12 protein-coding genes are annotated in these 12,215 nt (G+C 60.2%); 11 read left to right on the top strand and 1 reads right to left on the bottom strand.

Translation table 11 applies throughout. The features are described from left to right. Positions 1-40: 40 nt before the first annotated feature. The gene (locus tag BM365_RS07540; protein ID WP_139227356.1) at positions 41-625 is read right to left on the bottom strand and encodes a hypothetical protein; all 585 of its coding nucleotides are present in this window, start codon (positions 623-625) and stop codon (positions 41-43) included. 418 nt (positions 626-1,043) lie between these two features. Between BM365_RS07540 and BM365_RS07535 the strand changes: the two genes are divergently transcribed. The 11 genes from BM365_RS07535 (at position 1,044) to BM365_RS07485 (ending at position 11,731) form a co-directional block, all read left to right on the top strand. Continuing rightward, on the top strand, positions 1,044-1,679 hold the full coding sequence (locus BM365_RS07535) for a hypothetical protein (RefSeq protein WP_139227354.1): 636 nt from the start codon (positions 1,044-1,046) through the stop codon (positions 1,677-1,679). A gap of 15 nt (positions 1,680-1,694) precedes the next feature. Continuing rightward, positions 1,695-2,621, top strand: a complete 927-nt coding sequence (locus BM365_RS07530) for a VirB8 family type IV secretion system protein (RefSeq protein WP_093487969.1) — start codon at positions 1,695-1,697, stop codon at positions 2,619-2,621. Further along, complete coding sequence (locus tag BM365_RS07525; protein WP_093487966.1) at positions 2,618-3,382, top strand: TrbG/VirB9 family P-type conjugative transfer protein; 765 nt, start codon at positions 2,618-2,620, stop codon at positions 3,380-3,382. Before BM365_RS07530 ends, BM365_RS07525 begins: the two co-directional genes overlap by 4 nt. Continuing rightward, positions 3,379-4,569 (top strand): TraB/TrbI/VirB10 family type IV secretion system protein, encoded by a 1,191-nt coding sequence (locus BM365_RS07520; protein ID WP_093487964.1) that lies wholly within the window; start codon positions 3,379-3,381, stop codon positions 4,567-4,569. Before BM365_RS07525 ends, BM365_RS07520 begins: the two co-directional genes overlap by 4 nt. A 13-nt stretch (positions 4,570-4,582) precedes the next feature. After that, complete coding sequence (gene virB11, locus BM365_RS07515; RefSeq protein ID WP_093487962.1) at positions 4,583-5,623, top strand: P-type DNA transfer ATPase VirB11; 1,041 nt, start codon at positions 4,583-4,585, stop codon at positions 5,621-5,623. Positions 5,624-5,724: 101 nt separating this feature from the next. Then, entirely contained in the window at positions 5,725-6,537 is an 813-nt protein-coding gene (locus tag BM365_RS07510) for a lytic transglycosylase domain-containing protein (protein WP_093487960.1), read from the top strand. Between the two features lie 74 nt (positions 6,538-6,611). Beyond that, positions 6,612-6,986 (top strand): TrbC/VirB2 family protein, encoded by a 375-nt coding sequence (locus BM365_RS07505; protein ID WP_093487958.1) that lies wholly within the window; start codon positions 6,612-6,614, stop codon positions 6,984-6,986. Then, positions 6,979-7,293, top strand: a complete 315-nt coding sequence (locus BM365_RS07500; RefSeq protein WP_093487956.1) for a VirB3 family type IV secretion system protein — start codon at positions 6,979-6,981, stop codon at positions 7,291-7,293. Before BM365_RS07505 ends, BM365_RS07500 begins: the two co-directional genes overlap by 8 nt. 2 nt (positions 7,294-7,295) lie before the next feature. Beyond that, positions 7,296-9,749, top strand: a complete 2,454-nt coding sequence (locus tag BM365_RS07495) for a VirB4 family type IV secretion/conjugal transfer ATPase (protein WP_093487954.1) — start codon at positions 7,296-7,298, stop codon at positions 9,747-9,749. A gap of 122 nt (positions 9,750-9,871) precedes the next feature. Beyond that, complete coding sequence (locus tag BM365_RS07490; RefSeq protein WP_093487952.1) at positions 9,872-10,597, top strand: hypothetical protein; 726 nt, start codon at positions 9,872-9,874, stop codon at positions 10,595-10,597. A gap of 72 nt (positions 10,598-10,669) precedes the next feature. Next, positions 10,670-11,731, top strand: coding sequence for a TrbL/VirB6 family protein (locus BM365_RS07485; RefSeq protein ID WP_093487950.1), 1,062 nt, complete (start codon positions 10,670-10,672; stop codon positions 11,729-11,731). Positions 11,732-12,215: the final 484 nt, after the last annotated feature.

The following is a 12,215-nucleotide window of genomic DNA, read 5'->3' as shown; positions in this document are numbered from 1 at the left end:
TTCTTGCATCCATTCGCGCGGCGACTGGGCCGCATGCCGTCTACTTCGGTTGGCGCTCGCCCGTGGGCTCGCCACTGCTTTCCTTCCTCCCGTCGACAAGAACATAGTCTCTGTTCTTTCCCCAGCGGCGGAGGCCATCTTCAAGCTTGATGCATGGAGCCCCATCGCACGCGGTAATGGTGACTTGCCGCAGCGCATCGAGGACTTCTGCATCGGCGTGGGCACGCTGCGCACGCTTCACGTTGTACCAGGACGCATATCCGGTTCCGGCGATGAGCACCGCGCAGGCAACGGCGATGGCACTCAAGGTGCTTGTACCGAGAAGCCGCATTCTGCGTTCCAGTGCAGCCTGCTCGTTATGGAAACGGTCCGTTACCTGTTTCAAGCGCGCGGACGTCTCAAGTATGTCGTTTGTCGCTGCAGGAATCTTCTCTGCAAGCGCGGTGGACACAGCAGAACCCGCATGCTCTACGAGTTCGCGTTTACCCTCCTCGATGGTTCTTCTTACCACGATTGCTGCGCCCCGGAGATCATCGGCCGACGACTGCTGTGAAGCCGTTGCCCGTTCGCACTGCTCCTTAAGATGAGCCGCGAGCAACGCCGCGTTGGCGAGGAATTCATCCATCTTCGATGAGTCCATGTCGATCCTTGTCTATGGATGGGCGATATGAATTCCTTTCAGGATGATGCACAACGCGCTCGAACTTCAATACGTCACAACGAATCCACTTGAATCGCTTGCATTCATGCGAGTGAAGGACGTCTTCACGTGATCATGTGACGCGATACGTGGTTTCACAATCATCTTCACGTCCATGAGTTAAGTGGTGCTCGCAGGTTCACCAATCTGCAATATGTCGCTTGTTTTATGGTCTTTCTCGATGTTTGTTGAACTTTCACAAATGTTCGTACACATGTTTACTCGTGCAATTGGGTTGACGGCACAAAATGTCGTGGATATGTTCGGCGCGAATGTCGTGATGCAGTAGTCGGATCGGATGTGATCCGTAGGCGCCATCTGGATTCACTGGAGCGTTACCCACATGGATGCGAACACAGGGGGTATGGCACGGGCCATCAATCCGTGCACGGCGATGATCGCGGCGTGTCCGCGGATCCCGATGCGCTTTCGCGCACTGCCGCCCACAAACAATCATCAGTGCCGCGACGCGACCCGCGACGGGTCGCAGCGGGTTCGTGTTGCCGACGATTGCAGGGGTGATGGATTCGTGAATCGAAACGTCGTTGTTCGAGCGTCTTTGCTTGCCGGCGTGTTAGGCCTGGTGCTCGGGCTGCCGGGCTGCGCGACGCCTGAAGCGGAAGGTATCGGCGGACGTTGGCGACCGGTCAACCGCTTTGCCGAGGCGCCGCAAGCGATTCCCCTGCAGCAAGCCTACGTGTACCAGGCCTCGCCCGCGGATGGCACGCTGAAGACCATGCTCGGACGGTGGGCGAGAGATGCGAATCTCACGTTGGCCTACCTGCATCCGAACGACTACACGCTCCATGCGCCAGTCGCGCAGATCCGCACTAACAGTCTGGAGGAAGCTGCCGGTGCGTTGTCGGCGGCGTACGGCGAGCAGGGCGTGCGCATCGTCATTGAGCGTCCACGCATCATTGTGAGCCAGGCATCGCTTTCTTCCGCAGGCGTGGCCCCATCGGCGTCGTTGGGCGACTGAAGGCACGGGCTGCGCATGTTCAATAAGAAAACGTCGACCCCGGATATCGACCGCGCTGTCGCGCAGGGGGTCAGTTTCGAGCTGACGTTGGCGGATCGCGCGAGGAGAAGCGAGCGCCGTGCCTGGCTGGTCGCGTGGTCTGCCATAGTGATGTCCCTGATCCTGGCGGGGGGCTATTTCCTGTTCCTGCCGTTGAAGGAGAAAGTGCCTTACCTCGTGATGGCCGACCCCTATACAGGCACTGCCAGCGTGGCGCGCCTCTCGGGTAACTTCCAGGATCGGGATATCACCACCGAGGAAGCCATCAACAAGAGCAACGTCGCGCAGTTCGTCCTGGCTCGGGAGTCCTACGATTCAGGCTTGATCGGACAGCGCAACTGGCGAACAACACTGTCGATGGCTGGTCCGGCGGTGTCCCCGGCCTACATCGCGTTGCACTCTGAAAGCAATCCTGAGCGGCCGTTCCGGCTTTATGGGGGGGCGAGCTCAGTCCGTACGCGCATCCTCAGCATCGTTCTCATGGGGGGCGGCGGAGGCGCGCGTCCCACCGGTGCGACAGTTCGGTACCAGAGAAGCCTTTACGACAAGGGGCGGGGACAGGTACAGCCGCTGGACAGTCGCATCGCCACGTTGGAGTTCACGTACAACCCGGATCTCAGGTTGAGCGAAGAGGACCGGCTACTGAATCCACTGGGATTCCGTGTCACCAACTATCGCGTCGACGACGATTTCGCTGCCGCGACCGTGCCGGAGCGTGAGTTTCCGGCGCCGCAAGGCGTACCCGCAACCGCTCTCCCGCCATCGGCATCGATGCCAGGCACGGACGCCACGGCAATAGCACCGGCAGATGCCTCCCTCCCCAACCAAAACGATGTATCGACCGCACCTCAGCCCGCGGAGCAGTCGGAACCCGATACTCGACCTGGAGTGCCCCAACGATGAGGTTGAAGGACGCCCTGCTGCGTTTGGCTGCTATTGGCTTATTACTCATGACGCTGCCTGCGGTGGCGCAAGTGATCGAGGAGTACACGTACACGCCGGACAAGGTGTATCCGGTGCGCACCGGCCTCGGCATCACCACGCAGATCGAGCTATCTCCGCATGAGGAGATCCTGGACTTCAGCACCGGCTTCAGTGGCGGCTGGGACATCAGCCGTCGCGGGAACGTGTTCTATCTGAAGCCGAAGAATGTCGACGTCGACACCAACCTTCTGGTGCGTACCGCAGCCCATTCGTACATTTTTGAACTCAAGGTCGTGGCGACAGACTGGCGTGTGCTGGATCAGGCACGGGCAGCGGGCGTGCAATACCGCATCAAGTTCGCATATCCAGGTGATACGAGCTTTGCCGGTGCTGCCAATCGACCGCAAGAGACGACGTCTGAGATTAGCACTGGGGTCGAACCGGGGCGCGCATACCACTTCAACTACGAGTACGCGCAGCGCAAGCGCGGCCCGGCTTGGCTCGTGCCGACGACGGTGTACGACGATCGCCGATTCACCTACATCCGAATGGGCGACCGTACCCGCTTCCCAAGCGGAAACTTCCCGGTGGTACTCGCACGGGAAACCCAAAGCGGTGACGAGTTCGTCGTCAACTCGACCGTACAGGACGACACCATCGTCGTGCATGGCACGTATCCCTACTTGGTCATCCGTCACGGCGACAACGTGGTGGGCCTGCGCAGGAGTCCGGAGCAATGAACCAGACACCGAACGAACCCCATGTCGAGCCCGCGCAGCGTAACCCCTACCAACAAGGCGGCCGCCCCGGGGCGGAACCCGATCTCGACGCGAACGCGCCTTACCTGCGCTCGGTCGATGTGCAGCGTCTAAACCGCAAAGCGCTGCTGTTCCTGGGAGGCATCGTACTGCTCCTCCTGGCCGTCGCGTTCTGGATATTCAGTACCGCAGTCTCCGACCCGGATGATGACGTGGCTGGGAATTCCCGAGGAGAGCAACTGGTGATTCCGGCCGCTCCCAAAGACCTCCCCGAGCTTCCTCCCGAGCAGCCGGCAATGGTGGCAGAACCGGATCTGCCGCCTCTGCCAGTGGTTGACGAATCACCGGCGGTCCCCAGCTTCAACTTCCCCCAGACCCCCTCCGCTGAGAGCGCCGAACTGACGCTCAGGGACCGTCGCATCATGGACGCGTCGGGCAACCGTGCGTCATCGGGCCAATCGGGCTCGGTACCGGGAGTGATGTCGCCAGACGACTACGCCCGTCTCATGATGCAGGCTGGGACGGAGTCTGACGCCGCGGCGACCGCCAAGTCGGAGGACGTGTCCAGCGCCAAACCTCTGTACAACCCGAACACCCTGCTTCTGCGGGGTACTTACATTCGCTGTGTACTCGAATCGCGCGTGATCACCGACGTGCCGGGCTTTACGTCCTGTGTCGTGACCGAGCCTGTGTACTCCGTCAACGGCAAGCGATTGCTGCTTCCGCGTGGTTCGAAGGTAATGGGGCGCTATGACGCCGAAGCCATCATCGGCGAGCGCGCTGCTATCGTCTGGGATCGCATTACGACGCCCACCGGCATGGACGTCAACATGCGAAGCCCAGGAACCGACATGCTGGGGTCTGCGGGCAACCCGGGACACTATTCCGCACACTGGACACAGCGTATCTCGTCCGCGCTGCTGATCAGCATGCTGAGCGATGCCTTCAAGTATGCGGGTGCCAAGCACGGTCCGCAGGAAACCTCGATCGTCAATGGTGCCATCGTCCAGAATCCATACGAGAGCAATACCGCAAGGACCATGGAGCGCCTTGCCAACATGGCGCTGGACCGCAACATGGCGCGCCCTCCCACGGTGACGATCAACCAAGGAACTGTCGTCAACGTGTACGTGGCGCGTGACGTCGACTTCTCGGCTGTCATGCGCTGACGGATCTATGGATATGGACACGCAGAATGAGCCTATTGCCCGTGTCTCCACCGAGTTCCTGGACTACCAGTACCAGGTGCTGGGGATCGGCGAGCACATGCACTCCTCGGATGTGACCGAGATCTGCATCAATCGCCCAGGTGAGCTCTATCTCGAAACGGCGCGAGCGGGCTGGCTCAAAGCCGAGGTGCCGACGCTGACCTTCGAGCGTGCGCGGCAGTTCTGCACCTCGGTCGTCAACGAAAGCAACACCGGCCAGCGCATCACCGACATCGATCCAATGGTGTCGCTGACCTTTCCGACCGGGCAACGCGCGCAGTTCGTGATCCCGCCAGCCTGCGACGCCGGCAAGGTATCGATCACCATCCGCCTGCCGGCGAAGTTCAGCAAGTCGCTGGAGCAGTACGAACGGGACGGCTTCTTCGACGAGATCCTCGAGCAGCAGCAAGTTCTCGGCGACCATGATCAGGAACTACTGGAGCTCCGCCGCAGCCGCAACTATGCGGAGTTCTTCCGGAAGGCTGTGCACTATCACAAGAACATCGTGGTGGCCGGCGCGACCGGCAGCGGCAAGACGACCTTCATGAAGTCTCTGGTCAACCATATCCCCGACCAGGAGCGCCTGGTGACGATCGAGGACGCCCGCGAACTGTTCATTCGCCAACCCAATGTCGTGCATCTCCTGTACTCGAAAGGGGGGCAGAGCGCCAGCAATATCACTGCCAAGAACTGCATGGAAGCCTGTCTTCGCATGAAGCCGGACCGCATCATCCTGGCGGAATTGCGCGGCGACGAGTCTTTCTACTTCATCCGCAATTGCGCATCCGGCCATCCGGGCTCTATCACCAGTTGTCACGCCGGCAGCACGGCGCAGACCTGGGACCAGCTCGCCCTGATGGTCAAGGCGTCTGTCGAAGGCGCAGGCCTGGAGTTCGAAGTCATCAAGCGTCTGCTGAAGATGACCATCGACATCGTCGTGCATATCAAGGCGCACGCCGGGCGCCGCTACATCACGGGCATCGACTTCGATCCCGCCCGTGTCTTGGCTGCCTGAAGGACGCATATGAACGCCACTCACCCATCAACGAAAGAGCAGGGATCCGGCAGACCGAGTGACCTGCGCATGCCATGTGGCGGAAAAGGGAGGGTGTGTTGATGTTGCCTGGCATGGAGCTGATGGGCTGCACCGGACTGGCGGTTCCGCCGACGGTAATGGAGCACGTCGTGAAGGTCGAGTCCTCGTTCAATCCCTACGCGATCGGCGTTGTGGGGGGGCGACTGGCCCGCCAACCGCGCAATCTTGCGGAGGCGCTGTCGACGGCCCGCATGCTCGAGGAGCGCGGCTACAACTTTTCGTTGGGGCTGGCGCAGGTCAATCGCTACAACCTCACGCGGCAGGGGCTCGATAGCTACGAGAAGGCGTTCGATGTCTGCGCGAACCTGCGGGCAGGCTCGCGCATCCTCGCCGAGTGCTACACGCGCTCCGGCAACGATTGGGGCAAGGCCTTCAGCTGCTACTACTCCGGCAACTTCACGACCGGCTATCGCCACGGGTACGTGCAAAAGGTGTTTGCTTCCTGGCAGCGGCAGGTGGGCAACGGCACCGCTCAGGCCATACCGGTGATCGATCGTAGGACGGTCGCACAAGCATCGCGGACGACGCTGCGCAAGGCATCGGATCATGCTTCACGCGCGGACACGGACGGACGGAAGTCGTCACGTGTGGCGCGGCGCGTCGAGGAGGCGAGGTCCGAGCGGGTGGATGCGCAGCGTGCTGCCGCCATCGCCAGTGATGCTCCGCGGCGCACGACGGCACTGCCAGCCTCAACCATCGTACCGCCGGCCATCTCGCAGGCATCGGGCGACGCACCCGTTACGGTGCAGGCCTACTACCAGACCACTACCGCGGCGCCGCAAGCGCCGCAGGTCGTGCAGACATCCGGGAGGGATGACGCTTTCGTCTTCTAGCAGTACCCGCCAGGGATGGCTCATCGGCACGCGAAAGTGCCACCTACCGTTGCAACCACCATTTGGGGTCGATTATGAACAAGACGCAATCTATCCAGGCAAAGCAGGCTTCCAGCGCCATCATCATGGTGATCATCGCCGCCACCGCGCTGGCATTTCCCGAACTGGCGCTCGCCCAGGACGCCACCGGCGCACAGGGGCGGGTCACAAGCTTCTTCACCAACATCAATTCCCTGTTGAACGTGGCATCGATCGCCATCGTGACCATCGCCGTGATCTTCGCGGGCTACCAGATCGCGTTCAACCACAAGCGGGTCGGCGACGTGGCGCCTGTGCTGATCGGTGGATTCCTGATCGGTGCGGCCGCGCAGATCGCGAAGATGCTGCTGCCGTCCGACGTGACGTCGACCGCGATGGTCGTCGGACAGATGCTGACGCAGTATGTATAAGAACGTGCTGTTCAGGGGCTGCACCCGCCCGCCCATGTTTATGGGGGTTCCATATGTGCCCTTCACGATCGGGGCGGGTAGCTGCCTGCTGCTCACGTTCTACTTCAACATGTTCTTCCTGGCACTGCTGCCGGTCGTGATCTTCATCATGCGGCAGATGGCGCGCCGCGACGAGATGATCTTCCGGCTGCTCGGCCTGCGGTGGCAGTTCCGGACCAAGGTCCGCAACCTTCGCCACCACGAGGGCATGTGGGTGTTCACGCCCAACAGTTATCGCAAGCGCTTCGACGACTTGATCCCGGATTGACCATGCTCGCGCCCGACCTGTCCATCGCCGAATTCATCCCGCTGTCCGCCCACGTGTCCCCGCATGTGGTCAAGACGACGGGGGGCGACTTCCTGCTGACGTGGCGGTTGGAAGGGCTGCCGTTCGTCGGGCGCGAGGAATGGGAGCTGGAGCACCGGCACAACACGTTCAACCGCATGCTGCAGACGTTGCGAGCGCCCGATTTCGTGAACGTCGCGTTCTGGGTCCACGACCTGCGCCGCCGTGGCGGCGTCCGCTCCGGCGCGCGCTTCGGCCAGGCATTCAACCAGGCGTTGTCGGACGGTTACTTCGATGCGCTGTCCGCGCAGAAGATCATGCAGAACGAGCTCTACCTCACGATGATCTACCGACCCGTCGTGATGGGGAAGAAGTTCGTCGAGAAGTCCGCCAATGTGCCGCGTCTCCAGGCCGAGCAGGAGCAGGCGGTGGACAAACTCATGGAACTGGCAGGCAACGTCGAGGCCGTGCTCAAAGACTACGCGCCGACCCGCCTCGGCATGTACGAATCCGGCGCGGGGGGCGTCTTCTCCGAAACGCTCGAGTTCTTCGGCTTCGTACTCAACCGCATCTCCGAACCCGTCCCCGTCCTGCGCGCACCGCTCTACGACTACTTGGCGGTGAGCCGGCACATGTTCTCGTCCAAGACAGGCGATTTCGTTGTCAGTGCGCCGGATGGACAGAACCACTTCGGCGCCATCCTGAATATCAAGGAGTACACGGACGGCACTTGGCCCGGCATCCTCAATGGATTGAAGTATCTCGACTTCGAGTACGTCATCACGCACTCGTTCAGTCCGATGGGGCGGCAGGACGCACTGAAGGTGCTGGACCGCACCAAGGGAATGATGATCTCGTCAGGCGACAAGGCGGTCAGCCAGATCATCGAGCTGGACGGTGCCATGGATCAGGTCGCGTCGGGCAACTTCGTGCTGGGCGAGTACCACTTCATCATGACCCTGTACGCTGAGGACCAACAGCGTCTGTCGCAGAACGTGGCCGTGACGCGGGCGGAGCTGTCCAATGCCGGCTTCGTGTCGGCCAAGGAAGACCTGGCCGTCTGCTCTTCGTTCTATTCCCAGCTGCCAGGCAACTGGCGCTACCGCACGCGATTGGCGAACGTCAGTTCGCTGAACTTCCTGGGCCTTTCGCCACTGCACAACTTCGCCACCGGCAAGCGGGACAACAATCCCTGGGGCGACAGCGTGACGGTGTTGCAGACCACCAACGGACAGCCTTACTACTTCAACTTCCACGCCACGCATCCCGCCGAGAACTCGCTGGGTGAGAAGGCCATTGCCAACACCATGGTCATCGGAAAGTCGGGTACCGGCAAGACCGCGTTGATCAACTTCCTGCTCAGCCAGGTGCAGAAGTTCGATCCCGTGCCGACCATCTTCTTCTTCGACAAGGACCGGGGTGCGGAGATATTCGTGCGCGCCTGCGGCGGTAACTACTTGGCGCTGGAGAACGGGCAGCCTACCGGCTTCAATCCGTTCCAGTGCGAACGCACCGATGCCAACGTGCAGTTCCTAGCGGGACTGATCAAGGTCCTGGCGGCCAAGAGTCACTACACGGCGCGGGAGGACGAGGACATCTTCCGGGCGGTCGAGTCCATGCTAGACATGCCGCTCCACCTGAGGTCGATGACCAACTTCCAGAAGAGCCTGCCCAACATGGGGGACGACGGACTCTATGCCCGCCTCCGCAAGTGGACGTCAGGCAATGCACTCGGCTGGGTGTTCGATAACCCCGTCGACACGATCGACCTTAGCCGGGCCAGCATCATCGGCTTCGATTACACCGATGTCATCGAGAATGCCGAAATCCGCGTCCCCGTCGTCAACTATCTGTTGCATCGGCTGGAAGAGCTGATCGACGGCCGTCCGCTGATCTACGTGATGGACGAGTTCTGGAAGATCCTCGACGGCGGTGGCGCACTCAAGGACTTCGCCAAGAACAAGCAGAAGACCATCCGAAAGCAGAACGGCCTTGGCATCTTCGCCACCCAGAGCCCGGAAGATGCGCTCGCCAGCGACATCTCGGCAGCGCTGATCGAACAGACGGCCACCCTCATCCTCCTGCCCAACCCGAACGCAGCGCGCGAAGACTACATCGACGGGTTGAAGCTGACCGATGCGGAGTTCAAGGTCATCAAGAGCCTGGACGAGCGCTCTCGCTGCTTCCTCGTCAAGCAGGGCCACGCCTCGACCGTGTGCCAACTTAATCTGCGCGGCATGGATGATGCCCTCGCGGTGATCTCGGCCAGCACCGACAACATCGAGATCATGCACCGCATCGTCGAGGAAGAAGCACTGCGGATGGGTATCGACAAGGCCGACCTGCGTCCCGAGCAGTGGTTGCCGCGATTCCAGGAGGAGCGGAAAGGGTCGGGCAAGTCAGCGAGCCGCTCCTTATCGAACAACAAGCAAAGCTAGTCTTGAGCTCCGGTCGGCGTCTTGCAAGTGGGGCGGCCAGTGGAGAAATCGCAACGTCAAACCGACTAAGGGAGACAGACATGTCACGAGTTCTTACAGGAAATGGAAAGGAGATTAGGCTCTTGGCGCTGCCGTTGCTGATTGCTGCTCTCCTGCTGCCCGCGCTCCCCAGCCGCGCATCGGGAGTCCCTGTCGTTGATGGCGCGCATATCGGCGTCAACAAGTTTGCTTGGGTTGCTCAGTACCAGCAGATGTACCAAGAATTGCAGCGCCAGATGGAGCAGTACCGTACCCAGATCCGTGAGCTTGAGCAAAAGTATGTGAATGGCCCTTCCTTCAACGGAGGTCTTGGGTACCGAGAGACATTATCGGAGCGCGGACTGAATGACTATGTGGTGGAACGCTGCGGTAACGGAGGTGGCCTCCGTACCGGCCCCGCACAACTCAAGGACATTGCTGAGCGTCAGTTCAAGAACTGCGTAGCTATCATCCAGACAGAGAATACGCGCTACAACGTGATGGTCCGCATACTGAAGAATCTCGATGTTCGGGATCGACAGATGGAAGAGCTAAAGAAGCAGGCTGCCGCAGTGCCTGCTGACCAGCCCGGTTCGCTTGAGAGAGTGAAAGCCAACATTGCCCAGCTGGAAGCATATGTCGGGCTCGATATCCAGAATGCCAATACGCTGCTTAGCGCTTACGACGCCAGTCTGAAAGCGCTCAACACGGAGCAGGTTTGGCTGGGTCAGGCCGCTTTCAACGGAAAAGGTCGCGGTCTACTTGAAGAAGTTGTGCAGTACGGGGCACTTAAGGGTGCGCTGCAGGTTGCGCGTAGTCGTGAGCGCTAGCGAAACGAACGACTGAAGGTTCACTCAATCGGGCAGAGCGATGATTAACTCTCACATACAGGCAAGCACATAATGGACGTCGGATTGCTGCCGATAATGGATACGGTACGTGAGTGGGTGCCCTTGCATGCCTCATTGCCGAACATGGTCTTCTTCCATGAGATCAATGACTTCATTGATGACGAGCTGATCAACGAGTACCTGCCCAACCTTGGGCGAAGAGTCATGCGCGTAGTGGGCGGGATAGGGACCGTACTCCTCACTTTGTGGATAATGATCCAGGGGTACCGAATAGTTACTGGACAGTCACGCGAGTCCATGTTGGCGCTGGTCGTCAGTTCGCTGCGCGCCACTTTCATCGTCGGCATTGCGCTGGGAGCAGCTGTTTCGTGGGGGCCGATCTACCAGACGTTGACAGATGGGCTGACAAAGACGGTCAACGAGACGATGACGGGCGAAGAAGATGGGGGCGGGGCATACGGTGATATCGACCGTACGCTCGCCATCATGCAGGCGGCACTGTCTGCCATCGATACGGTGGACAGCAATCACGACATGGTCACAGAGAAGCAGAAGGATCGGGCCCTGCTGTTTACCGGGGTAGGGCTCGGGGCGCCTGCCATTATGGCGGCTGTGGCAATGATGCTGAACAAGGTGGCCATCGGTCTGATCGTCGCGATGGGGCCCGTATTCATTCTCTGTCTCCTGTTTGAGCAAACAAAAACCCTGTTCCAGAAATGGTTGATGTACGGAATAGGCACATTGTTCTCAATGGCATTGTTGACGGTGATGGTGACGTTGGCGCTCGACATGGTTATTGCCGTGGGAACAGCTTTTTGGATTACAAGTGCGCTGGGTATGGGTGGAGAGAATGTGACCAACATGGCGATGCAGCAGGGAGGTCTTGGGCTGATCTTGACCGCTCTCATCGTTAGCGCGCCACCGATGGCTGCGATGCTCTTCCAAGGCACGCTTGGCCAATTCACGCCTTACAGCGCCTTCCAGCCGCCGCAACAACCAGGTGCGCCGGGGCAGCCGGGATACTCTGGTGTGAGTGGGGATACGCAGTCACTGGCACGTTCGTCTTCGATGGCGAACCCCTCTTTTCAGTCGCCACGCAACATTTTCAACTGAGGCAGGCCGTTCATGTCCCGCATAACAATTCTTCTCTTCTTGCTTGTCTTCTCCATGCAATCCTATGCGCAGACAGCATGCCCTCAAGGTGTTGGGCCGGGAGACCCTCGCTGTGGCCCAGGTGGAGCAGGCGGTGGCGGATGGGATCTACCTGCCGGAAAGACCTATACCCGATGGAAATCAACTTGGGGTGCGATGGTAGGGGATATTGCGACCGGGAACGTGGGCACATCGACCGGTCAATCGAGTCGCCGGAAAGCGGAGCGCGAAGCGCGCGGGAAATGCAAGGCCAGCGGCGGACTGGAATGTAAGTTCGTATACACCTACATGAATAGCTGCGCGGTGGTGGCCGAGCCGATTGAGGTGCTAAAGAATCCGGTCGCTACATATCTGGACGGAGAGACGGTGGAAGCTGCATCACAGCGCGCCATAGCTGATTGCTCCGTTAAGAACGGAGGGCGTTCTTGCCAAATGACTTACTCGA

The sequence above is a fragment of the Pseudoxanthomonas sp. YR558 genome (genome assembly GCF_900116385.1).
Taxonomy (GTDB): domain Bacteria; phylum Pseudomonadota; class Gammaproteobacteria; order Xanthomonadales; family Xanthomonadaceae; genus Pseudoxanthomonas_A.
Note: the sequence above shows the minus strand (reverse complement) of the source record. Positions and strands in the feature narration are given on the sequence as shown.

Coding starts and splice junctions, on each gene's coding strand:
- BM365_RS07530 (WP_093487969.1), top strand. CDS start 1,695: ATGTTCAATAAGAAAACGTCGACCCCGGATATCGACCGCGCTGTCGCG.
- BM365_RS07485 (WP_093487950.1), top strand. CDS start 10,670: ATGGACGTCGGATTGCTGCCGATAATGGATACGGTACGTGAGTGGGTG.
- BM365_RS07520 (WP_093487964.1), top strand. CDS start 3,379: ATGAACCAGACACCGAACGAACCCCATGTCGAGCCCGCGCAGCGTAAC.
- BM365_RS07495 (WP_093487954.1), top strand. CDS start 7,296: ATGCTCGCGCCCGACCTGTCCATCGCCGAATTCATCCCGCTGTCCGCC.
- BM365_RS07525 (WP_093487966.1), top strand. CDS start 2,618: ATGAGGTTGAAGGACGCCCTGCTGCGTTTGGCTGCTATTGGCTTATTA.
- BM365_RS07540 (WP_139227356.1), bottom strand. CDS start 625: ATGGATGAATTCCTCGCCAACGCGGCGTTGCTCGCGGCTCATCTTAAG.
- virB11 (WP_093487962.1), top strand. CDS start 4,583: ATGGACACGCAGAATGAGCCTATTGCCCGTGTCTCCACCGAGTTCCTG.
- BM365_RS07500 (WP_093487956.1), top strand. CDS start 6,979: ATGTATAAGAACGTGCTGTTCAGGGGCTGCACCCGCCCGCCCATGTTT.
- BM365_RS07505 (WP_093487958.1), top strand. CDS start 6,612: ATGAACAAGACGCAATCTATCCAGGCAAAGCAGGCTTCCAGCGCCATC.
- BM365_RS07535 (WP_139227354.1), top strand. CDS start 1,044: ATGGATGCGAACACAGGGGGTATGGCACGGGCCATCAATCCGTGCACG.
- BM365_RS07510 (WP_093487960.1), top strand. CDS start 5,725: ATGTTGCCTGGCATGGAGCTGATGGGCTGCACCGGACTGGCGGTTCCG.